The sequence below is a fragment of the Enterobacter cloacae complex sp. 2024EL-00227 genome (assembly GCF_043945315.1).
GTDB classification, from domain to species: domain Bacteria; phylum Pseudomonadota; class Gammaproteobacteria; order Enterobacterales; family Enterobacteriaceae; genus Enterobacter; species Enterobacter roggenkampii.
Map to the genome: position 1 here is coordinate 512,479 of NZ_JBIMQP010000001.1, position 17,161 is coordinate 529,639.

Annotated in this window: 33 protein-coding genes and 2 tRNA genes; 20 read left to right on the forward strand and 15 right to left on the reverse strand. The window is 51.4% G+C overall.

Annotation, left to right across the window (positions count from 1 at the left end):
• Nucleotides 1–136: 136 nt before the first annotated feature.
• The 12 genes from ACHH0Z_RS02315 to ACHH0Z_RS02370 are packed head-to-tail and all read right to left on the reverse strand — an operon-like array spanning nucleotide 137 to nucleotide 4,907.
• Nucleotides 137–523 (reverse strand): phage protein NinX family protein, encoded by a 387-nt coding sequence (locus tag ACHH0Z_RS02315; protein ID WP_045407510.1) that lies wholly within the window; start codon nucleotides 521–523, stop codon nucleotides 137–139.
• A complete protein-coding gene (locus ACHH0Z_RS02320) occupies nucleotides 520–738 on the reverse strand; it encodes a hypothetical protein (RefSeq protein ID WP_032667228.1) in 219 nt (72 codons plus the stop codon). The genes ACHH0Z_RS02315 and ACHH0Z_RS02320 overlap by 4 nt, the downstream gene beginning before the upstream one ends.
• Nucleotides 735–1,394 (reverse strand): MT-A70 family methyltransferase, encoded by a 660-nt coding sequence (locus ACHH0Z_RS02325; RefSeq protein ID WP_045407506.1) that lies wholly within the window; start codon nucleotides 1,392–1,394, stop codon nucleotides 735–737. Before ACHH0Z_RS02325 ends, ACHH0Z_RS02320 begins: the two co-directional genes overlap by 4 nt.
• Complete coding sequence (locus ACHH0Z_RS02330; RefSeq protein ID WP_023294201.1) at nucleotides 1,391–1,558, reverse strand: hypothetical protein; 168 nt, start codon at nucleotides 1,556–1,558, stop codon at nucleotides 1,391–1,393. Before ACHH0Z_RS02330 ends, ACHH0Z_RS02325 begins: the two co-directional genes overlap by 4 nt.
• The gene (locus tag ACHH0Z_RS02335; RefSeq protein WP_023294200.1) at nucleotides 1,555–1,983 is read right to left on the reverse strand and encodes a hypothetical protein; all 429 of its coding nucleotides are present in this window, start codon (nucleotides 1,981–1,983) and stop codon (nucleotides 1,555–1,557) included. Before ACHH0Z_RS02335 ends, ACHH0Z_RS02330 begins: the two co-directional genes overlap by 4 nt.
• On the reverse strand, nucleotides 1,980–3,083 hold the full coding sequence (locus ACHH0Z_RS02340) for an AAA family ATPase (protein WP_023294199.1): 1,104 nt from the start codon (nucleotides 3,081–3,083) through the stop codon (nucleotides 1,980–1,982). The genes ACHH0Z_RS02335 and ACHH0Z_RS02340 overlap by 4 nt, the downstream gene beginning before the upstream one ends.
• A gap of 17 nt (nucleotides 3,084–3,100) precedes the next feature.
• On the reverse strand, nucleotides 3,101–3,385 hold the full coding sequence (gene gamL / locus ACHH0Z_RS02345) for a host nuclease inhibitor GamL (protein WP_045407503.1): 285 nt from the start codon (nucleotides 3,383–3,385) through the stop codon (nucleotides 3,101–3,103).
• Nucleotides 3,382–3,891 (reverse strand): HNH endonuclease, encoded by a 510-nt coding sequence (locus ACHH0Z_RS02350; RefSeq protein ID WP_045407500.1) that lies wholly within the window; start codon nucleotides 3,889–3,891, stop codon nucleotides 3,382–3,384. The genes gamL and ACHH0Z_RS02350 overlap by 4 nt, the downstream gene beginning before the upstream one ends.
• A 46-nt stretch (nucleotides 3,892–3,937) precedes the next feature.
• On the reverse strand, nucleotides 3,938–4,384 hold the full coding sequence (locus tag ACHH0Z_RS02355) for a hypothetical protein (protein WP_131622775.1): 447 nt from the start codon (nucleotides 4,382–4,384) through the stop codon (nucleotides 3,938–3,940).
• Complete coding sequence (locus ACHH0Z_RS02360; RefSeq protein ID WP_045407497.1) at nucleotides 4,371–4,541, reverse strand: host cell division inhibitory peptide Kil; 171 nt, start codon at nucleotides 4,539–4,541, stop codon at nucleotides 4,371–4,373. Before ACHH0Z_RS02360 ends, ACHH0Z_RS02355 begins: the two co-directional genes overlap by 14 nt.
• A complete protein-coding gene (locus ACHH0Z_RS02365) occupies nucleotides 4,538–4,696 on the reverse strand; it encodes a hypothetical protein (RefSeq protein WP_045407494.1) in 159 nt (52 codons plus the stop codon). The genes ACHH0Z_RS02360 and ACHH0Z_RS02365 overlap by 4 nt, the downstream gene beginning before the upstream one ends.
• 1 nt (nucleotide 4,697) lies before the next feature.
• A complete protein-coding gene (locus ACHH0Z_RS02370; RefSeq protein WP_001281305.1) occupies nucleotides 4,698–4,907 on the reverse strand; it encodes a hypothetical protein in 210 nt (69 codons plus the stop codon).
• 271 nt (nucleotides 4,908–5,178) lie between these two features.
• On the opposite strand from ACHH0Z_RS02370, the gene ghoS reads away from it, so the two are divergent.
• Complete coding sequence (gene ghoS, locus ACHH0Z_RS02375; RefSeq protein ID WP_045407492.1) at nucleotides 5,179–5,457, forward strand: type V toxin-antitoxin system endoribonuclease antitoxin GhoS; 279 nt, start codon at nucleotides 5,179–5,181, stop codon at nucleotides 5,455–5,457.
• Here the strand turns inward: ghoS and ACHH0Z_RS02380 are convergent.
• Entirely contained in the window at nucleotides 5,447–5,620 is a 174-nt protein-coding gene (locus ACHH0Z_RS02380) for a hypothetical protein (protein WP_157916909.1), read from the reverse strand. The genes ghoS and ACHH0Z_RS02380 overlap by 11 nt on opposite strands.
• 348 nt (nucleotides 5,621–5,968) lie before the next feature.
• Between ACHH0Z_RS02380 and ACHH0Z_RS02385 the strand changes: the two genes are divergently transcribed.
• Entirely contained in the window at nucleotides 5,969–6,166 is a 198-nt protein-coding gene (locus ACHH0Z_RS02385) for a hypothetical protein (protein ID WP_032665526.1), read from the forward strand.
• 151 nt (nucleotides 6,167–6,317) lie between these two features.
• Here ACHH0Z_RS02385 and ACHH0Z_RS02390 read toward each other — a convergent pair whose 3' ends face one another.
• Nucleotides 6,318–7,160, reverse strand: a complete 843-nt coding sequence (locus tag ACHH0Z_RS02390; RefSeq protein ID WP_045407489.1) for a BRO family protein — start codon at nucleotides 7,158–7,160, stop codon at nucleotides 6,318–6,320.
• Between the two features lie 149 nt (nucleotides 7,161–7,309).
• A complete protein-coding gene (locus ACHH0Z_RS02395) occupies nucleotides 7,310–7,999 on the reverse strand; it encodes a helix-turn-helix transcriptional regulator (RefSeq protein ID WP_016042178.1) in 690 nt (229 codons plus the stop codon).
• A gap of 110 nt (nucleotides 8,000–8,109) precedes the next feature.
• Between ACHH0Z_RS02395 and ACHH0Z_RS02400 the strand changes: the two genes are divergently transcribed.
• From ACHH0Z_RS02400 to ACHH0Z_RS02485, 18 genes are all read left to right on the forward strand, one after another.
• Nucleotides 8,110–8,337, forward strand: coding sequence for a helix-turn-helix domain-containing protein (locus ACHH0Z_RS02400; RefSeq protein WP_016042179.1), 228 nt, complete (start codon nucleotides 8,110–8,112; stop codon nucleotides 8,335–8,337).
• Nucleotides 8,338–8,376: 39 nt separating this feature from the next.
• Nucleotides 8,377–8,598, forward strand: coding sequence for a CII family transcriptional regulator (locus tag ACHH0Z_RS02405; protein WP_045407486.1), 222 nt, complete (start codon nucleotides 8,377–8,379; stop codon nucleotides 8,596–8,598).
• 126 nt (nucleotides 8,599–8,724) lie between these two features.
• Complete coding sequence (locus ACHH0Z_RS02410) at nucleotides 8,725–9,462, forward strand: helix-turn-helix domain-containing protein (protein WP_395149489.1); 738 nt, start codon at nucleotides 8,725–8,727, stop codon at nucleotides 9,460–9,462.
• A 2-nt stretch (nucleotides 9,463–9,464) separates the two neighbouring features.
• Nucleotides 9,465–10,235 carry a replication protein P gene (locus tag ACHH0Z_RS02415; RefSeq protein ID WP_045407481.1) on the forward strand — a complete coding sequence of 257 codons (771 nt, stop codon included), beginning with the start codon at nucleotides 9,465–9,467 and terminating at the stop codon, nucleotides 10,233–10,235.
• Nucleotides 10,232–10,576, forward strand: coding sequence for a winged helix-turn-helix transcriptional regulator (locus tag ACHH0Z_RS02420; protein WP_045407478.1), 345 nt, complete (start codon nucleotides 10,232–10,234; stop codon nucleotides 10,574–10,576). The genes ACHH0Z_RS02415 and ACHH0Z_RS02420 overlap by 4 nt, the downstream gene beginning before the upstream one ends.
• Nucleotides 10,573–10,851: a hypothetical protein gene (locus ACHH0Z_RS02425; RefSeq protein ID WP_032655972.1), complete on the forward strand. Its 279-nt coding sequence runs from the start codon at nucleotides 10,573–10,575 to the stop codon at nucleotides 10,849–10,851. The genes ACHH0Z_RS02420 and ACHH0Z_RS02425 overlap by 4 nt, the downstream gene beginning before the upstream one ends.
• Nucleotides 10,848–11,885: a hypothetical protein gene (locus ACHH0Z_RS02430; RefSeq protein ID WP_239519681.1), complete on the forward strand. Its 1,038-nt coding sequence runs from the start codon at nucleotides 10,848–10,850 to the stop codon at nucleotides 11,883–11,885. Before ACHH0Z_RS02425 ends, ACHH0Z_RS02430 begins: the two co-directional genes overlap by 4 nt.
• 561 nt (nucleotides 11,886–12,446) lie before the next feature.
• The gene (locus ACHH0Z_RS02435) at nucleotides 12,447–12,902 is read left to right on the forward strand and encodes a YbcN family protein (RefSeq protein WP_032619423.1); all 456 of its coding nucleotides are present in this window, start codon (nucleotides 12,447–12,449) and stop codon (nucleotides 12,900–12,902) included.
• Nucleotides 12,902–13,072 carry a NinE family protein gene (locus tag ACHH0Z_RS02440; RefSeq protein ID WP_045407476.1) on the forward strand — a complete coding sequence of 57 codons (171 nt, stop codon included), beginning with the start codon at nucleotides 12,902–12,904 and terminating at the stop codon, nucleotides 13,070–13,072. Before ACHH0Z_RS02435 ends, ACHH0Z_RS02440 begins: the two co-directional genes overlap by 1 nt.
• Nucleotides 13,065–13,697: a recombination protein NinG gene (locus tag ACHH0Z_RS02445; RefSeq protein ID WP_045407473.1), complete on the forward strand. Its 633-nt coding sequence runs from the start codon at nucleotides 13,065–13,067 to the stop codon at nucleotides 13,695–13,697. Before ACHH0Z_RS02440 ends, ACHH0Z_RS02445 begins: the two co-directional genes overlap by 8 nt.
• A 112-nt stretch (nucleotides 13,698–13,809) precedes the next feature.
• Entirely contained in the window at nucleotides 13,810–14,307 is a 498-nt protein-coding gene (locus tag ACHH0Z_RS02450) for an antiterminator Q family protein (RefSeq protein ID WP_045407471.1), read from the forward strand.
• 97 nt (nucleotides 14,308–14,404) lie between these two features.
• Nucleotides 14,405–14,479, forward strand: a tRNA-Asn gene (locus tag ACHH0Z_RS02455).
• 5 nt (nucleotides 14,480–14,484) lie between these two features.
• A tRNA-Thr gene (locus ACHH0Z_RS02460) sits at nucleotides 14,485–14,559 on the forward strand.
• A gap of 182 nt (nucleotides 14,560–14,741) precedes the next feature.
• Complete coding sequence (locus tag ACHH0Z_RS02465; protein WP_008499363.1) at nucleotides 14,742–14,990, forward strand: class II holin family protein; 249 nt, start codon at nucleotides 14,742–14,744, stop codon at nucleotides 14,988–14,990.
• 1 nt (nucleotide 14,991) lies between these two features.
• A complete protein-coding gene (locus ACHH0Z_RS02470) occupies nucleotides 14,992–15,531 on the forward strand; it encodes a lysozyme (RefSeq protein WP_045407469.1) in 540 nt (179 codons plus the stop codon).
• The gene (locus tag ACHH0Z_RS02475) at nucleotides 15,528–15,917 is read left to right on the forward strand and encodes a DUF2570 domain-containing protein (RefSeq protein ID WP_045407466.1); all 390 of its coding nucleotides are present in this window, start codon (nucleotides 15,528–15,530) and stop codon (nucleotides 15,915–15,917) included. The genes ACHH0Z_RS02470 and ACHH0Z_RS02475 overlap by 4 nt, the downstream gene beginning before the upstream one ends.
• A complete protein-coding gene (locus ACHH0Z_RS02480) occupies nucleotides 15,805–16,053 on the forward strand; it encodes a hypothetical protein (protein WP_239519682.1) in 249 nt (82 codons plus the stop codon). The genes ACHH0Z_RS02475 and ACHH0Z_RS02480 overlap by 113 nt, the downstream gene beginning before the upstream one ends.
• Nucleotides 16,054–16,117: 64 nt before the next feature.
• The gene (locus ACHH0Z_RS02485) at nucleotides 16,118–17,161 is read left to right on the forward strand and encodes a terminase small subunit (RefSeq protein WP_045407464.1); all 1,044 of its coding nucleotides are present in this window, start codon (nucleotides 16,118–16,120) and stop codon (nucleotides 17,159–17,161) included.

Consider the following 17,161-nt stretch of genomic DNA (forward strand, 5'->3'; position numbering starts at 1 on the left):
CGTACAGGCGGCAGCCATGACAGCTAATGCTATGGATGTTCGTTTCATGGGTGCTCCCGGAACTGTCGGTTAATTCGGTTGAATGTGAACGCCAGCAATAAAAAAGGCCGCTTTAGCGACCTGGTTATTAGTACCTTCATGCTGGCTCCTTTTCGGCTAACTCGTCCGGTATGTCCACCTCATGACCGAGCTTTGCAAATACAACGGCGCGGCAAATGGCTGTGCGTGGATTGTCAGCAACCAGGCCCCGGCGTCGGCCAGGCGAAACCAGTTCATTCACTCCAACCCAGTGGTACAACTTGCCAGTAGCTGGGTCTGCTGACTGATAGCAGCTGATGGATAAGCTCTCCATCATTGGGCCGCATTGAGCCCATTCCGTTGAAGGGCTCCAAGTGAACCACACATCGCGCTCTTCAAACCAAAGACACCCGGTATCAGCTTCAAAATCCACCTTCTGACCGGTTGCTAGCGCTGCTGCATAATCAAGCTGGATGCCTACTAAATCTTCAGTCTTAACCTTCACGATTCAACTCCGAAGCGGCGATTAAGCCGCCCTGTGTATACGACGAACTCCAGGAGGCTAACTCCCAGAGCTTCAATTTTCTTATGATGCTTGTTGATGATGGGAGGCACCGTTTCGTTCCAGTTAGGCTTTGGCTTCTTGCGCATTGCCTGCTGGATTTCCTCGGTGCAGCGGCGGCAGGCTGCGCGGACGGCGTTTTCATTTGCTGGCGTCATGCGGCCTCCGTTTTCACGACGTCGATGACGCAGCCGGGTAGCAATTCAACCGCGGCGGTGTCGCACTGGTTTCCCCAGTGGTGCCAGCCTGGCGCTGCGCTTCGGCTAAACAGTTCGATGCGAGGTACATCGCCGTAAAGAAGCTCCAGCCGGCGCCGAACTTCCCATGGCTTTTCGCTGTGCGCGCCGAGCGGGCTGTAGACAACCTGTTTAATCCCGGCATGCTTTCGTTCCAGCCCGGCGCCGCGGGTAGCAATCAGCAAGTCTTCAGTGTTGGCCCGTGTGTGATTGCCGCCGTTCATGCGCGTCTCGGCGTTCAGCAGATCGAGGAAGTCGTAAAAGTCGGTTACTTCACCATCGGATAGTGCCTTGTTGATGCGCAGTTCCGCGTTCTGATTCAGCTTCACCCAGGTAAAGCCCTTCATCGTGCGAACGGTAAATCCCCAAGCCTCGGCCAGCTCGATAGCCTCCTGGTTATGCGTGCCGGTGTACCACATCGCCAGCACCGCGTCATCGGCGGCAAGTTCCCAGACTGGCAGGCGCTTGATGTCGATTAGCTTCATGGTGGAGTAGTGATCGGCAGCGGCGCCGTTGCTGCTGGTGTTGCCGTAAGACCAGGGAGGATCTGCGTAGATAAGAGAGTATTTTCCAGTCATGCATCCTCCCGCTCCGGATCGTTAACATCCCAGCCATTACGCTCAATATTGGTTTGCAGCCGCTTATCCCCGACCTCTTCAATGCTGCGGCCGGTAATTTCCGCGGCTTCGGCGTTTGAGTGTCGCCACAGCAGCGCCAGCTCTTCGAGTGACCATGCTTTCATAGCACTGACTCCATTTCGTCGATGTAGAGGCCCTGAGCAATCAGGCGGCGACGGCGGGCGGCCCGCGCTATGCACTCCTGCCGCCTACCTTCCTGCGATTGCTCTATAGCGCGCCGGGTGAACAGGCGCGATTTACCTTGCGGCGTTACGAGCTTTGGTTTCGTTACCAAGTCGAAAGTCCGGTCGCAGATGCCTTCCTCGTTGATCCACTTTTCCGACTCAACGATCTGCGCTATCTGTCCGGTGCCGCGGGTAATGCCGTTGGCTACCCGGTTAAACTCGATGAGCGTTACGCCAAACTTCTCAGCGATTTCGCTACCGGTTATCGGGCGGCCGCGCGTCTGAATCATCCAGATAACGCGCTCACGGAGGCCGGAGAATTGCCCGGTTCGCCCGGGCCGGCGGTAGAAGGGTGTGCGCTTCATTGCGGTATGTCTTCATCAAACGCAGGAGTATCAATTTCGCTTTCTGTCTCAGGTTGAGGATCAGGGAATGCATACTCAACGCCTTCAAGTTCCAGCCACAGAGCATTTCGCCCAGCCTTGATGGTAGGCCAGTCCATTCCCTTGATTCTTTCCCATGAGCGAGAGGCAAAAACCTTCTCAAGAAGGTTGGATTTTGCTCGCTTGGCGTCGTTTGTCGTGCCGCCGTGATACTTGTTCAGCAACTCGACTATTTCATCCAGCGCGATTTCTTTCGCGCGCTTCTCTTTTTGCCATGCAGGAACTCCATCATCGGCAAACAGAACGCCGTTATCGCGAGATGTATCAACGCCTAAATGTGTTCCGCCAAGGTTCAGAAATTCAATGTGAGGCAGGAAGTTTTTGAATGTCGGGTTTGAAAAGACCTGGCCATCAATGCGAGTTGAGCGATCTTTCAAAACACGAGCAGTACGCCAAACCTGACCGGTTTCGATATTCATCTGCTTTTCCATCTGAATCAGGATGGAAGGCTCATATCCGGTTTCGGTTTCGGCCTTCATTTTCACACCGGTTTTAGCCAGTTGTTTCTTGCCGTCATCGCCTTCAAAGAAGTCGTATTCATACCCGGCTCGGCCGCACATGATGATATGCGCCTGGCTGTTAACAAATCTGTCTGTAAACCGCCGCCATTCCTGCTTGAGCCATGCCCAGTCCGAGAACTCAAGCCCGCGCTTGCGATTGCGTCGTTTGGCGTATTCGTCGCATAACCCCGTCCAAAAGTGGCTAATGGAGTCAATAATCATCACAGAGCCATTGGCTTCTGCTTCGTTGACAGCTTCAAGAAGATCGACGAATGAGCGGGTTTTTGCAGTAAACAGTTCGATGTTTTCAGCGTCAAATCTTGGCTTAACCCAGTCAGAACCTGTTTCTGTATCAAGGAACATGACCGGTCGATCACCTGCCGCAATACCACGCTGTCGCATCAGCAGCACAAGGCCAATTGCTAACTCGCTGGCTGTGTAGGTCTTGCCGTCACCGGCAAAACCCATAATTCCGGCCTTGAGAAAAGCCTGTGTATTGGTGGCGCGTTGGAATAATGCCATTGTTCAATCCTCAGTATTCAGAACGGGCAGCCGGTCCGGTGTTCCCAGTCGTATTCCGCCTGGGCATAAGCAACTGCCGAAATGAAATCGTTGTAGGCCTTACCAGCGTCATCGCTGCGAAGTCCTTCGTATGGGCTGGAGTCAATCGGGACCGAGAAGTGGAAGAGGCCGGACGGCTCTTTTGGCATCATGTCGATGATTTGCTGTGCCCGGTCGTCGATCCACTTTTCTTTCTCGTCTGTGAGTTGCTGTTCAACCCAGCGCCGATCTTCGATGCGGTCGTAAGTGAGGTATGCGTTCATAGATTCTCCGGTTTTCTTTCTTCATGAACGGCATGCTTGCCGTGCATGCGCTCTCTTGCTGCAACGACAACGGCCCTGGCCTCATTAAGGTCGGTGAAATTGCCAAGGTGGTATTTTTTGCCGTCGATAGAGCAGCGTGCGTGCCAGCGTTTATCTTTCTTATTCCAATAAACGCCTTTGACGCCGCTTGTGTTGTTTTTTGGAGAGAGCTTATTTAGCTGATTAATGCAGTGAGGAACGTCCCTGAGGTTGCATAACCTGTTGTCAGTTCTTATGCCGTTTATGTGGTCTATTTCGTGCTCGGGCCATGAACCATAGGAATAAAACCATGCAAGCCGGTGGCACAAATATCTTTCGTGGTCGATTGAGATACGAAGATAGCCAAAGGGATTTAATGATCCGGCTATAGTTCCAGGAACCATTCCACCTGCTGTTTTGAGCCTGGTGAAAATCCCTGTCTCTGCATCGTAGTGAAACAATTCCTTTAACCTCTGAATTGAAAGCATGGCAATGCCTCCCGGTTAGGCCAGGCCGATCGGTTGAATAGGGTGGTTACTTAGAAAGTTTTGAGTTCCATGACTCTATGGCTGTGATTGGTGAATCGAAGGTGACAGGAGCTATCCAACCACAGCACTTCAATTGGAACTGATTTAGGATGTATGGCTCAGGAGCAATCCTGCATCCGCGATTCCATTCGAACGCTTTAATTACTGGCTGTCGTTTGCAAAATGGACATTCTGTTGCTTCAGGGAGATTTTCGAAAGAAATGTCAGGTAGCGAGCCATCATCATCAGACCATTGAAGTTCGCCTGGCACAATAACGGAATATCCATCCCAACGGTCAAATTCAGGTGAGAGAACATCTTCATAACCAGCGCCGCGAAGGCGAAATTTCGCCCGGGCAATAACCGTAAGACCTTTAACTTTTCGGCTACCCATTCGCCACATATAAACGCCGGCGGAATCAGGCTTGCGTTCAGAGTATTTAACCCATTGCATGCTCACCTCCACGCTGATTCGACTTTCCCCGATGCCACGGATAACCGATGGCGACCTTCATTTCGTCGTAGGCTGCCATCCACATGGCGCCATCACCGATAAACAGAGCGATGGCTGCTTTGCTCTGCGCGGCGCGCAGCAAGTGATGATTGATCATACCTTCACCTCAACCTGTTTCAGGAGGCCAGCGATATTCATCTGTTGGCGGTTAAGCGTCATCTTTTCACGCGGGTTCGATACCGACGTCAGCTGCCACTCGTTATCGTTGAGCTTTTTGGCGGTGTACTGCTTGCCGTTGTGGGTGACTGTCATCTCACACCACCTTGAATAAGAACCAGCCCATACCGCACACAATCAGGCCCACAATGGTTATTGCGGAAGACATGCGTACATGGTCAATGGCTAGTTTTGAAAGTGGCTGGCGATGCTCTTTTTTCGTCAGCGAGTTGATTGCTATGTCGAGCAGAAACGTCCCGACAAACCATAATGCGTATATCTTTAAGCCCAACTCCAAATCACTCATAAATCCTCTTGGCCTTATCGCGGCGAACGGAACGGTTAATACAAGACTTCAACGCATTTATTCAGTGTTTTAATGGGCGGTGGATGGCCGCCGTCTCATAACTTAGAAACCTCTGCGAAGTTTCTTAGGTATGAAAAAAGCCGCTCAGGTGGCGGCTTTGCGATGGTTGGTGCCGGGATTTTTATCCACGCCCGGCCCGTGTCCCTTTGCTTTCCACAGTCAAAGGAAACTGATATGTTGCTCATTCCACAGTCAATATAGGAATCTTCTTATGGCAAGATATATTGTTCGAGTTGAGTTGCGCGGCGCTGATTCTGAAGACTATGAAAATCTTCATGAAAAGATGAAAGCAAAGGGTTATTCGCGTGAGATACAGGATGGTAATGGCACTTGGTTTAACCTCCCAACAGCTGAATATACAACCGTAAAAACATCAACTGCATATAACGTTAGAGAGGAAGTCAGAGGTATAGCTAGTAGTGTAAAGCAAAGCTATTACGTACTGGTTTCCGAAGCCGCAGACACCTCTTGGTACTTGGCTAAGAAGTAATTGCAGAGCCATCACAAGCAGCTTCACCGTTAAACGATTTTCTGCGCTCTACCTCATAACGCAGCGCTTTAATCGAAACATCTAGGGCATCGGAAAAGCTGATGCCTTCTTCATCAGCAAGTTCCTGAACAACCTTTCTTAACTCATTATCCTGATTATCCATATACCGTCTCTTTTAAATAAGTGGAGTAGATTTGCCGTCAGCCCCTCGCAAAGAGCTGCCGGTAAATCGTTTAGCCATAATTGCCGCTCTTCCTGAGCCCGCCTATGGTCCGACGCATGGTTTACTGTCGCGCCGTTCGACTGACCGAATCTCCACTTCGCCGCTGGCTAACTTCGCTCAGCTGTCGATGTTTCGTTTCGATGGATTAAAGATAACCTTAGTTATGAGTGATGGCAATAACCTAATTTATAATATCAATCACATAAGTTATAAATTAATGATAACTAAATGAATTTATTTTTGTAAATCATGAGTGCTATGCTTAAAAAAACAGCAGGAGGGATGTGCATGGTTCTGGATGAAGAGCGTATAAGCATGAAAATTCAGGCGATGGGGCGGGCGGTGATGGAATTGTCACTGGCTGATTTACCCATGACCCAGCAAAACATCATCGACAAGCTGGAGCAGTACCGGAAGGAAACAGGAAACGTGACAGGGAAGGGAGCTAACAGGGATGCTGCGGAGTTGGTGAGGAAGGGGCAATAAAAAAGCCCGCACGGGCGGGCAGGTCGTGTTGCGATAGTTATTGTTATCAGCTTCAGGCTGAATAGTTATCGGCAGAATGGCGGATAGCTTTATGGGTGGGCAATAAAAAACCCGGCGCGGGGCCGGGTGTTTAGGCTATTCTACTGTAGGATTAAGGCTTGTTTTTGTCGTGCTTTACAAGCGCCTTGTGTGTTTTTTTAATGCTGCTTCTAACTTTCTGGATTTTGTCCTGGGAAAGCTTAATATTTTCAGGTGCTGTACCGGTGTTGGATATCATTACATTGCGAACCGATCTACCAACGATCTCAGCAGCATTTTCTAACTGGCCCTGACCCTGAAGGTTCTGGTTCCTGATTCTGGCTTCAGTTTGCGTGATGCGGAATATATTAGCCGCCAACTCTTCACTTCCCATAAAATCAAGCATGGTGCCATCTTTGTCAGAAAGACCTTTCTTGGCCTTCAGTTGTCGTAAGTTCATGTTATACATGCCCCGATAACCGGCATTCTGGAACAGTCCATAATCTACAACCCCATGCTTATGGGCTACGTGGCTAAGAGTTTTTTCTCGTGATGTGATTTCGCCACGTAAATATACACGGTTGACGGCGTCATGGTTATGGTACGCCGCTTGTATCTCAGCTGCTAGCCCAGCAAAATATGCTTGTGCATTAGCGACTTTACTGTTTCCAATGTCACCATTCATAACAGTCAGATAGCATGCAAACCTTGTGAGCTTAAAATCATTGACCGCATTTTCAGATGGCATCTGGATAAAGTTGTCATACACGGGAATGTCGAGATTCACGCATACTGACGTGGCCTTATTAATGGCTTTGAGGATTTGATCCATCCCATTGTAACCAAGCATCATAGCCAAATCTGATGCGAGCCAGTAGGTAACTCCATTTTCCCTGGCGAAGTCATCAAAAGTCATGGGTGATGTTTCATCGAAAACGGTAAGTTGCCTGCTCATATCACATCCAAATTTGCTCATTTTAGATCCTTTATTTTAACATACTTAAGCATTTCACATGCTTTTTTGTGCTGTGTTTTTATCGAGGTGCTTGTGTCTTTTTATGTGAACCTTAAAGCAGTCATTACCAGCTATGCGCCGACCAGAACACCTTGCAGAAGCCCCAGCTGTCAAAGCTTGTTGTAAGCAATGGACTCATGGATCAGCGCCTTACCCATGATGTACAACTGGTCCTGATTTTCTTCTGTCACATACCAGTCTTTGTAAGCTGGATTGTCAGATAGCACAGCCAGTTGCAAACCTTGCATTTGCAAGCGTTTAACATGGAAGTGTTGGCCGAAAACAAAAGCGTACACCCCGTCAACTTTGAAGTTCCTCACTGAAACGTCAAAGAAGAGGCGATCGCCAGACTGTATTGTCGGGCACATGCTGTCGCCGTCTACGGTCATCACCTTCACATCATTTTGAGTGCGGTTCCCGAAAAGAGATCTGGCATGCTCAGTTGTGAACTCAATAGCATGCAGGACCTCAACAAATTCAGAAATCATAAAAGACCCCGGACCAGCGCTTACTTTCAGGTCTAAAACATCAACCCGAAAGACATCAATTGTTTCCGAGACCGGTTGGGCCGCCGATGGCACATTACCATCAATCCGCATTTCCCCCACTCCAGAACTAAGCCATTCCGGCCTTACACCCAGAGCATGAGCTAGCTCGACCATCTTACGGCTGCCGCTCGTTTTACCTGACGTCATCTTTTGAATTGCAGGCTGGGATATACCGACTTTATCAGCCAACTGTCCTTGAGATATGTCAGCGGCCGACATAGCCGCGTTCAGTCGTTCTGCAAATGTTTTCATCTTATCAATATATAACCGAGGTTATGCAGAGTAAAATAACAAAGGTTATGGACAATGCCCATAACTTGGGTTATCTTTTCATTAATCCAGTAATCGGATAGGTAAAATCCATGAACAAAGTTATTCAACGAGCTTTAGAAATCGTTGGCAGCCAGAAGCGACTCGCAGATATTTGCGGAGTTAGCCAGCCAGCGGTTCACAAGTGGCTTAACGGTGGTTCCGTATCTCCGGAAAAAGTAACAGCCATCGTAAACGCTACTGGTGGCGAGATTAAGGCACACGAAATTCGACCTGATCTTCCCGACCTGTTTCCACACCCAGAGAACCATGCCGCTTAACGGCGGCCATAACCAATTACATGAGAGGAAGTATCGCAAATGGAAACCTTAACGACACGCAACAAAGCGGAGGCACGACGAATTGAGAGCTGGGTGCAGCGGCAAATCGCAGATCTTGGGACAACCAAGATCGCTGAAGTAGCTGGCGTGAACAAATCAACCGTAAGCCGGTGGCGGGAGAACCTGGTGCCGAGCATGTCGCTGCTGCTGGCCATCCTGATTTCTAACAGGGATGGAGTGAAGGGAGATTTTGAAGCATGAACGCAGAAAGGGCGAAAGCCGCGCTGTTGGTAGCAGCAACGGCTTTCAAGACACTGTGTTACGCCAAGTAACGGGAGTAATTATGCCGGGCAATTTCAAATATGTAAATCCTCAGGAGGACAACAAGTGAGCATGTCATTAATGGTCAGAGTGATGGGGATGAAAGTAGGGAACCCATTGCGCAAGCTTGTTCTCCTGAAGTTAGCTGACAACGCCAGCGACGCAGGTGAGTGCTGGCCGTCATACCAATACATAGCTGATCAGTGTGAAATCAGCCGCCGAACAGTAATGACTCATATCGAAGCCCTCTGCGACTGTAGGTTGCTCAAAAAGGAGACAAGGAAGGGGCCAAAAGGAAATTCCAGCAATGTCTACATCCTCAATCTTGATGGTGCGGCAGATTCACTAGGGGGTGCGGCAGATTCACTAGGGGGTGCGGCAGATTCACTAGGGGGTGCGGCAGATTCACTAGGGGGTAGTGAAGGAGATTCACCCGGAATCAGTCACTCTTTTGAACCAGTCAAAGAACCTAACTCTCTCTCTGGGCGCGATGGTTTTGTGAGCGAAGCAGCGAAGACCAGAATGGGTCTGCCAACAGGTAGCGGAATTCCTTTCCCCGCTCAATTCAAACCCTCTGCAGAGCATATCTCCATGGCTGCCGAGAAAGGGGTAAGCATCGAAACCGAGCTGCTCAACTTCCGTGACTACCACACAGCGCGAGGCACAACCCTGATTGACTGGAATTCAGCCTTCCGTGTCTGGATCCGAAACGCCCGCGTTAACCCCCTGGCATCAAAGCGCAGCCGCAGTGAGCCAGAAACCCCGCACTGGAATAGCCGTGAAGGCTGGGAGGACTTCCTGTGACAATGCAACTGATGGCAGCAATTCAGAACCGTGACGGCGAGGCGTTTGCCCGGATGTCCGGTAGTTACGACCCCAAAAACGTAATCAACATCGAAGCTGAGAACCTGGTCGATTCGCTGTTTCGCCAACTGAAGCAGATCTTCCCGGCGGCATCTCAGACCAACCTGAAGACCGACGCTGACGAGAAGACGGCAAAGCGTCAGTGGATCGCGGCGTTCTCCGAAAACGGCATCAGAACCAGAGAGCAGCTATCGGCTGGCGTTCGGCATGCCCGAGCAAGCGCCACGCCGTTCTGGCCGTCTCCTGGGCAGTTCATCAAGTGGTGCAAAGATAGCGGCACGGTGCTTGGCATTGGCCTGGCTGACGTGATGAATGAGTTCCATCGGTATAGCCGCGAAAAAGGGCTGCATACCGGCGGAGCAGAAGCTTTCCCGTGGTCTCATGACGTCATGTACTGGATTGTTACCGACACGCGCAGAGCCATGTACCAGCGCCAGCTGAGCGAAGCTGAAACTGAAAAATACGCGTCAAAAAAACTTGAGGAATGGGCGCTGAAAGTTGCTGGTGGGGAAAAAATACCGTCTCCCGTCCTGGCGCTCGAGAATTCTGATGAAGTGATCCCGACGAATCACGTGAGCCGTCAGGCCGGTTATCACCCGGAAGGAAAAAGCTTCGGGTGCATGCCAAACGCAGCGACTCTCGGGGCTCTGACCCCAGCCCAATGGCTCTGGGAAGAGTATCAGCGCGGGAAAGATAGAGGGCTTATCCAATGACCATAACAATCCGTGAGCAGGTACTGGCCGCCCTGCGCAACAACCCAGGGCTGAACAACGCCAAACTGGCAGCGCTTATCGGCATGGACACCAAAAAGATATCCGGGACGGTTAGCACGCTGCTGGCCGATGGGCTGATCAGCTGCGAAGGCAAATACGGCCAGCGCCTTTACAGTCTGACCAGCTATGGAATGCGCTTCGCCCCTGACACGATACCGGGCATGAAACAGGGCAAGTCGAAGTTAATTCAGCGGACGGACACAAACGTGATCTGCCAGGAGTGCCGGAACAGTCCGGCGATGAAGCGAGTATTGATGGTTTGGGGGAGGGTAGGGGTATGAGCAATCAAGAGTTAACTGAAATTATCGTAACAAAGTACGCGCTTTCAAGTGGTCCGTTTAAAATTATGGCCGATGTATCACATGGCGGAACAATGGCTTCGTACAGGCTTCCTGGGTGCTATTTAACGACAGCTCACGGTAAGGATTTTTGGCTGAATGAGGCTGATGCTTTAGCTGATTGCGAGCGTCGTCGATTGGCGAAAATAAAGTCTCTTGAGAAGCAAAAAAAGAAACTCGAAAGCATGACTTTCCTCATTGAAGGAGCCGACCAATGAGCGACATCGACAAACATGCCGTCCAAGCAGTTGCCGATTTGAAAGCTGGTTACACCCTCGGTCACGCTGATGTGGCAATCCTGAATGAACTGGCGCGTATTGCGCTGGCATCGCTCGAAGCGGAGGCTGTGTGCGTTATCGACCAGTCCAATCTTGATTATCTCAAATCTGGCGCTGATGCAGATGTATGGCCAGCATCCAGAAAAGAGATGGGTGATGTGCTTCTGTATCGCACCGCCCCTCCAGCGCCAGCAAAAGCAGAACCCGTAGCGTGGCTGTGGTCACACAGAAAACACCCGAGTGAAGTTTCTCTCATTAGGCCGGAAGATGATGAGAGGGCTGAAGGTGCCCACTGGTCCGGTTGGAGTTGTCAGGCGCTTTATGCAGCACCGCCAGCGCCGGTATCTGTGCCGGATGGATACAGGTTGCAGCCAATTTCTGAATATGACGCAATGTGCGCCGCCATGCTTCAGGGTGCAGATGGTACCCTCACCAATGAAGGTACCATACCAGTCACGCAATTTAAGCCGGTAGCAGACCTGTACGGCTTAACCTCACCAACTGGCGGTGAAACATCGTTCACTTTCGACGCTGTTGAAGCGCGCGATTTTATTGATGGCGGGTGGTCATGTCAGGAGTACGTGGAACTTGGACGCTATCAGGAAGCGCTAACGGACCATTCCGAGGGTGATCTCGACATGGTTCGACCGGTAATGTTTATCGACGGTAATCTCTTGCCGGGTGATGCAGAAAAGCTGAAGGCGGCGATTGAAGAATTCAACCATTCCGGTGAACCCACCATTATGATCGCTGGCAACTCTCCGGTGATTCCGGATGGTTGGGTTCTGGTGCCGATTGAGCCTACAGAAGACATGATCGTCAATGGGTTCGAATCAGAGCCTGATGAGAGCTTCAGTGACGAGAAGGAGTGGGAAGCATACGACGCCATGAGTGGGTGCCAGCAAGCAGCGCACCGGGCGAAACTTTGCTGGGAGGCGATGATTTCAGCAGCGCCAAAGCCAACTGTGCGGTAATTCCTATCAATAATCACTGCATGTGCGATAACCGCGTTTAAACAATATTATACTATTGAAATAAAAAGATTATTTTGTAAATGAGCTTTCCCTCCGGATTTGAATTGGTACCATCATAATGCAGTTAAATTCTAACCGGAGGGTGTTATGGTCTGTCCTGATTGTGGTTCAATCGCTATCGGAAAAGAAGTTACTCGCAGAGGGTGGAGTGGCGACTACGTTTGCCATCAATGCGGATGCAACAATGCAAAAGATGCATTTGAAAGTGAGAATAAATCGAAGGAGAAAGGCCCCAAGTGGAAGTTAAAAAAAGCGTCCGCCATTTAATTTTGTCGAACCATCCCTAAGTAGCCATTCGACGCATAACTAAACGTCAAGCAACGTTTGATTTCCAATAATCATCCATCCATAATTAAGTCATCGGAGCCTGAACAACTCCGGTGACTTCTTCGCATTTAAGGGGACTTAAATGCGACAACAATCTGAACTCCTCACCTTGTCACAGATGCAGAAATGCACCTGCGATTTTCTGCATCCTGCGGTTTCCGTTAGGGAGGCCGTATGACTCTTCCAGTAGACGGCATCAAACTCCATCGCGGCAACTTCGCGGCCATAGGTCAGCAGATTCAGCCATTGCTGGATGCCGGCCAATGCTTCCGCCTGCAGGTTAAGCCGTGGCGCGAGAAACGCAGCCTGTCGCAGAACGCGCTCAGCCACATGTGGTACACGGAAATTAGCGAGTACCTCATCGCCCGCGGCAAGACCTTCGCCACGCCTGAGTGGGTCAAGGACGCGATGAAGCACACCTATCTCGGATACGAAAGCAAAGACCGGGTAGACGTCGTGTCCGGAGAGGTCACCACCGTCCAATCCCTCCGCCATACCGCCGATCTTGAAACCGGCGAGATGTACATCTTCCTGTGCAAAGTCGAAGCCTGGGCGATGAATATTGGATGCCACCTGACCATTCCGCAGAGCTGTGAATACCAGCAGCTGCGCGATAAGCAGGAGGCCTGATGTCTACTCCACTTTCCCGCGTCATCACCAATGAAATCTTCCGCGTTCCGGCGCGCCGCCAGAGCAAGCCAGCGGTTAAGCCGTCCGACGTCCCGACCCTGAAAGACTACACCGCCCGTCTGGTGGATCAGAAATGGCTGCGCCTAGCGGCACGGAGGAGCCATGCGTAAGCCATCCCGCCGTAAGTGCAAAGTATGCGGTGAATACTTCGTGCCGAAATTCCACGACATCCGGATCCGCTGGTGCTGCCCGGAGCACGGCGCAATCCTCGCGATGGAAGAGCGTCAAAAGGAGAAGGTGAAAGCCGCGGCTAAGCGCATCAAGGAGAGCAAAGATAAAGAGCGCGCGGAACGCCGGGATCTGAAAGCGAGAAAGGTGGCGCTAAAAACGAAACCGCAGTGGAGATCGGAAGCGCAGGCGGCATTCAACCGGTATGTCCGTCTGAGGGATGCCGGTAAGCCATGCATCAGCTGCGGCAGGCTGCCGGAGCAGAAGTTTGGTGGAACGATGGACTGCGGCCACTACCGCACCCGCGGCGCAGCTGCGCACCTGGCTTTCAACCTTCACAATACCGCTGCCCAGTGTGTCTATTGCAACCGGGATCGGGACGGCGCGCAAAAAGCATTTGAACAGGGCCTTATTGAGCGCATCGGTGCCGAAAAAGTCGAGGCGATAAACAACGATAACTCTGTCCGCCGATTCGACATCCCATACCTGCAGCGCATCAAATCCATCTTCACCCGTAAAGCCCGCGCGGTGGAAAAACGCCGGGCCCGCCGACAGGAGGCCGCATGAACCATACCGACTTCCTCCGGTACCAGGCAGAAAGCGTTAAGCGCGCCAACCTGCCGCCAGTAGCAAAGCACAGCAAGACCAAAACCAATCAGCCACAGAAGGAAGCCGCATAATGAAACTGGAATTAACCAACGACCAGCATCAATGGGTAGACCAGTGGCTCCAGTTGTGGGGCGCATGGTGCCAGACCGGCAAGATTGATAAAGCGATGATCAACATGATTGCCAGATTCATGGCTACCGTCGAGCCCCAGCAAGCATCACGGCCGGTATGTAGTGATGATGACGGGATGCTCATTGATGCTGTCATTCGCCACTACCTGAAGAATGTGGATGAAAATGCCTGGCGGGTTATCTTCGCCTACTACGTCTGCAACTCCAGCGAGATCCGAATTGCATCATGGCAGCATGCAGTAAGTAAGCCTCGCCTGATGAAGACTCGTGGCGGCAACCAGTATAAACACCCAAGCATCTCGACAATCCGGAGAGAGGTGAAGCAAATCATCAATGCTTCACTGTTCTGTTTATACCAGCCTCTGCAAAATGCGTTTATCGATCGCGAAAATGTGAGGAAAATTGCAAATAAATCACACAACGTGCTTGCAATTTAATGAACAAATGAGCAAACTAATTCGTATATGTTGCCAGTGTTGTGTGTAACATGAATGAATTCGAAGCCTCGCCATCGTGCGGGGCTTTTTCTTTTCAGGGTCAGAAGCACAGCGGTTGTGCGTTCGGCTGTTAACCGAATGGTCGAAGGTTCGAATCCTTCCTGTCCCGCCAGATTCGCCGGTCTAGTTCAGTGGCAGAACGGCAGCCTTGTAAGCTGCGCGTCAGAGGTTCGATTCCTTTGCCCGGCACCAGAACCCACTGCCTGGGACCCTTCGGCCAACGAGCCGACATTGCCTTACCCCCATATTGCCCGCCTGTCGCGGGCTTTTTTATTTCAGGCTCCGGGAACCATCCTCGACATGCCTTCTTGTTAAATCGTCCCGAGGGCCTGACCCATTACACACAGCTCCCGCCAATACGCGAGGAGAAAGAGATGATCCGATATATGCCTGACAAAATCGCATCCGCAGTCTCGTATTGCGTGTCTGGCAGTCTTATTTGTGGAGGCGGCATTTTGCAATGGTTGCACGACCTCGACTGGAACAAGGTTGCAGTGATTGGCGGTTTTCTTATCGGTATAGCCACTTACCTTACCAACCTCTACTTCAAAAGACGCCAGACCAAGGCATACGAGAAGGCCCTCAAGAAGGGCTACATTACCGCTCCACCACAGGATAATTAACATGGCATCGACAAGAGCAAAACTCAGCGCCGCCATGCTATCCCTGCTCGCCGCTGGAGCATCAGCGCCAGTCCTGTTTGACCAGTTCATTAGTGAGAAGGAAGGCAATGCTCTCGTGGCCGTCATGGATCCTGGTGGAGTCTGGTCGCTATGCCATGGCGTGACGGTTATTGACGGCAAGCGTGTCGTGAAGGGCATGACCGCCACCGAAGCGCAATGCAAAAAAGTGAACGCTATTGAGCGTGACAAAGCACTTGCCTGGGTCGACCGGAATATCAAAGTGCCTCTGACAGAGCCGCAGAAAGTTGGCATCGCATCGTTTTGTCCGTACAACATCGGCCCCGGAAAGTGCTATCCATCCACCTTTTACCAGCGAATCAACGCCGGAGACCGGAAAGGTGCCTGTGAGGCTATCCGCTGGTGGATTAAAGACGGCGGACGGGATTGTCGCCTTACCAAAGGCCAAAAGAATGGATGTTACGGTCAGGTTGAGCGTCGTGATCAGGAAAGTGCGCTGGCGTGCTGGGGGATTGATCAGTGAGCCGCCTTACCGCCATCATCGCCGCGGTTGTGGTTTGCCTGATTGTCTGCCTTAGTTGGCTGGCAATGCACTACCACAACGCCGCCAGTAAGCAGCAGACTCGCGCTGAAACCGCTGAGCAGCAGATTACCGCTGCTGAGTCAGTGACCTCTAACGTCCTGACCACCATGACCATCTTCAACACCATCTCCGAGGCAAATCAGCATGCAAAAGAGCAGATCGCACTGGACGCATCGGGAGCCTCGGAAGATATCAAGGTTGCTGTTGCGAACGATGACTGTGCTCGCCGTCCTGTTCCTGATGGCGCAGTTAAGCGGATGCAACAATACGCGGACAGTTTACGTCAGGGTGCCGGTGGTGCCGCTCCCGGCAAACCTGACAGCTGAGACGCCTTACCCGGCAATCCCGGATCCGATGTCATGGAGGCAAAGCCTGGACTTGAATGTCAGCCTGCTGTCTGCTCTGGGGCAGTGCAATCGCGACAAGGCCGACATCCGGGAAGCGGAGGCGAAGAGGCAGTAGCTAAGCGGCATTACAGGAGCCCTTCACTGAGGGGCTTCGATAATGTCAACGTGAGGTAAGTATTATGGCAAAACCGGACTGGGGAGCACTGCAAGACCAGTTCCTCGCCGAGCATGCCAGAACAGGTATTTCCCCCAAAGACTGGTGCCAGGCTCAGGGACTGAATTACGCATCTGCGAAACGCTACATCAAGGTAACCTCGTATGGTGCGAAATCGCAGAAAGAAGCTGCGAAAAAAAATGCGAATTCGCAAAAGGGAAAGGGCGAGAAAGAGACCGTAAAGCCAGAGCCTGAAGTGCAAAAAAAAACTGCACAAGAGCGCTCAGTTGCTCCGTTGTCAGCACCAGATGATTTCGGACTTTCTGACCAACAGATGATATTTGCGCAGCATGTCGTCGAAGGGAAAACTCGCGTCGAGGCATATCGCCTGGCCGGTTATACGGGTACGGGAAATGCTGCCTATGTGACAGCCAGCCAGCTCCTCAGAAACCCTAAGGTTTCACGCTATGTGCATCACCTGCGCAATGAGCGACAGAGACGATACGCAGCAGAGCTTGATGATGTGATCGGGCAGCTGACAGCAATCATCAACGCGGACCCTAACGAGATAGCTCAGTATCGACGTGTTAACTGCCGGTACTGCTGGGGGAGCGAGCACAAATATCAGTGGCGGGATATTGCCGAGCAACTTGTCGCTGAGCGCAAAGCTGAGGCTGACGGTGCGCATCCCCCGGATACATCGGGAGGTATTGGATTTGTCGATAACGGCGACCCAAACCCAGAATGCCCGCGCTGTAATGGCGAAGGTGTGGGAGAGCCATTCTTTGCCGATACACGGGATCTGGAAGGTGATGCTCGCTATTTGCTGCAGGGTGTGAAGCTTGGCAAATTCGGTATTGAAATCCTGACTGCTGACAAAGACAGCGCTCGAAAAGAGCTGTCCCGACTAATCCTCTTGCGGAATACAAGCGAGCGTCAATCGCTGCTCGATGTAGAGCGTCTCGAGTTGCAGAACGAGAAACTACGTCACGAAATTAGTGCCCTGAGAGACGGCGACAAAGATAACGCGATCGTCGTACACAACACCCTGCAGATACCTGGAAGATGA

Bases quoted from the DNA above. Each gene is read 5' to 3' on its own strand.
- ACHH0Z_RS02470 (WP_045407469.1), top strand. From the start codon at position 14,992: ATGGCATCGACAAGAGCAAAACTCAGCGCCGCCATGCTATCCCTGCTC.
- ACHH0Z_RS02465 (WP_008499363.1), top strand. From the start codon at position 14,742: ATGATCCGATATATGCCTGACAAAATCGCATCCGCAGTCTCGTATTGC.
- ACHH0Z_RS02430 (WP_239519681.1), top strand. From the start codon at position 10,848: ATGAGCGACATCGACAAACATGCCGTCCAAGCAGTTGCCGATTTGAAA.
- ACHH0Z_RS02395 (WP_016042178.1), bottom strand. From the start codon at position 7,999: ATGAAAACATTTGCAGAACGACTGAACGCGGCTATGTCGGCCGCTGAC.
- ACHH0Z_RS02385 (WP_032665526.1), top strand. From the start codon at position 5,969: ATGGTTCTGGATGAAGAGCGTATAAGCATGAAAATTCAGGCGATGGGG.
- ACHH0Z_RS02370 (WP_001281305.1), bottom strand. From the start codon at position 4,907: ATGAGTGATTTGGAGTTGGGCTTAAAGATATACGCATTATGGTTTGTC.
- ACHH0Z_RS02425 (WP_032655972.1), top strand. From the start codon at position 10,573: ATGAGCAATCAAGAGTTAACTGAAATTATCGTAACAAAGTACGCGCTT.
- ACHH0Z_RS02435 (WP_032619423.1), top strand. From the start codon at position 12,447: ATGACTCTTCCAGTAGACGGCATCAAACTCCATCGCGGCAACTTCGCG.
- ghoS (WP_045407492.1), top strand. From the start codon at position 5,179: ATGGCAAGATATATTGTTCGAGTTGAGTTGCGCGGCGCTGATTCTGAA.
- ACHH0Z_RS02380 (WP_157916909.1), bottom strand. From the start codon at position 5,620: ATGGATAATCAGGATAATGAGTTAAGAAAGGTTGTTCAGGAACTTGCT.
- ACHH0Z_RS02325 (WP_045407506.1), bottom strand. From the start codon at position 1,394: ATGACTGGAAAATACTCTCTTATCTACGCAGATCCTCCCTGGTCTTAC.
- ACHH0Z_RS02405 (WP_045407486.1), top strand. From the start codon at position 8,377: ATGGAAACCTTAACGACACGCAACAAAGCGGAGGCACGACGAATTGAG.
- ACHH0Z_RS02480 (WP_239519682.1), top strand. From the start codon at position 15,805: ATGACTGTGCTCGCCGTCCTGTTCCTGATGGCGCAGTTAAGCGGATGC.
- gamL (WP_045407503.1), bottom strand. From the start codon at position 3,385: ATGAACGCATACCTCACTTACGACCGCATCGAAGATCGGCGCTGGGTT.
- ACHH0Z_RS02340 (WP_023294199.1), bottom strand. From the start codon at position 3,083: ATGGCATTATTCCAACGCGCCACCAATACACAGGCTTTTCTCAAGGCC.
- ACHH0Z_RS02355 (WP_131622775.1), bottom strand. From the start codon at position 4,384: ATGCAATGGGTTAAATACTCTGAACGCAAGCCTGATTCCGCCGGCGTT.
- ACHH0Z_RS02335 (WP_023294200.1), bottom strand. From the start codon at position 1,983: ATGAAGCGCACACCCTTCTACCGCCGGCCCGGGCGAACCGGGCAATTC.
- ACHH0Z_RS02450 (WP_045407471.1), top strand. From the start codon at position 13,810: ATGAAACTGGAATTAACCAACGACCAGCATCAATGGGTAGACCAGTGG.
- ACHH0Z_RS02390 (WP_045407489.1), bottom strand. From the start codon at position 7,160: ATGAGCAAATTTGGATGTGATATGAGCAGGCAACTTACCGTTTTCGAT.
- ACHH0Z_RS02320 (WP_032667228.1), bottom strand. From the start codon at position 738: ATGACGCCAGCAAATGAAAACGCCGTCCGCGCAGCCTGCCGCCGCTGC.
- ACHH0Z_RS02440 (WP_045407476.1), top strand. From the start codon at position 12,902: ATGTCTACTCCACTTTCCCGCGTCATCACCAATGAAATCTTCCGCGTT.
- ACHH0Z_RS02415 (WP_045407481.1), top strand. From the start codon at position 9,465: ATGCAACTGATGGCAGCAATTCAGAACCGTGACGGCGAGGCGTTTGCC.
- ACHH0Z_RS02360 (WP_045407497.1), bottom strand. From the start codon at position 4,541: ATGATCAATCATCACTTGCTGCGCGCCGCGCAGAGCAAAGCAGCCATC.
- ACHH0Z_RS02420 (WP_045407478.1), top strand. From the start codon at position 10,232: ATGACCATAACAATCCGTGAGCAGGTACTGGCCGCCCTGCGCAACAAC.
- ACHH0Z_RS02400 (WP_016042179.1), top strand. From the start codon at position 8,110: ATGAACAAAGTTATTCAACGAGCTTTAGAAATCGTTGGCAGCCAGAAG.
- ACHH0Z_RS02485 (WP_045407464.1), top strand. From the start codon at position 16,118: ATGGCAAAACCGGACTGGGGAGCACTGCAAGACCAGTTCCTCGCCGAG.
- ACHH0Z_RS02350 (WP_045407500.1), bottom strand. From the start codon at position 3,891: ATGCTTTCAATTCAGAGGTTAAAGGAATTGTTTCACTACGATGCAGAG.
- ACHH0Z_RS02445 (WP_045407473.1), top strand. From the start codon at position 13,065: ATGCGTAAGCCATCCCGCCGTAAGTGCAAAGTATGCGGTGAATACTTC.
- ACHH0Z_RS02330 (WP_023294201.1), bottom strand. From the start codon at position 1,558: ATGAAAGCATGGTCACTCGAAGAGCTGGCGCTGCTGTGGCGACACTCA.
- ACHH0Z_RS02365 (WP_045407494.1), bottom strand. From the start codon at position 4,696: ATGACAGTCACCCACAACGGCAAGCAGTACACCGCCAAAAAGCTCAAC.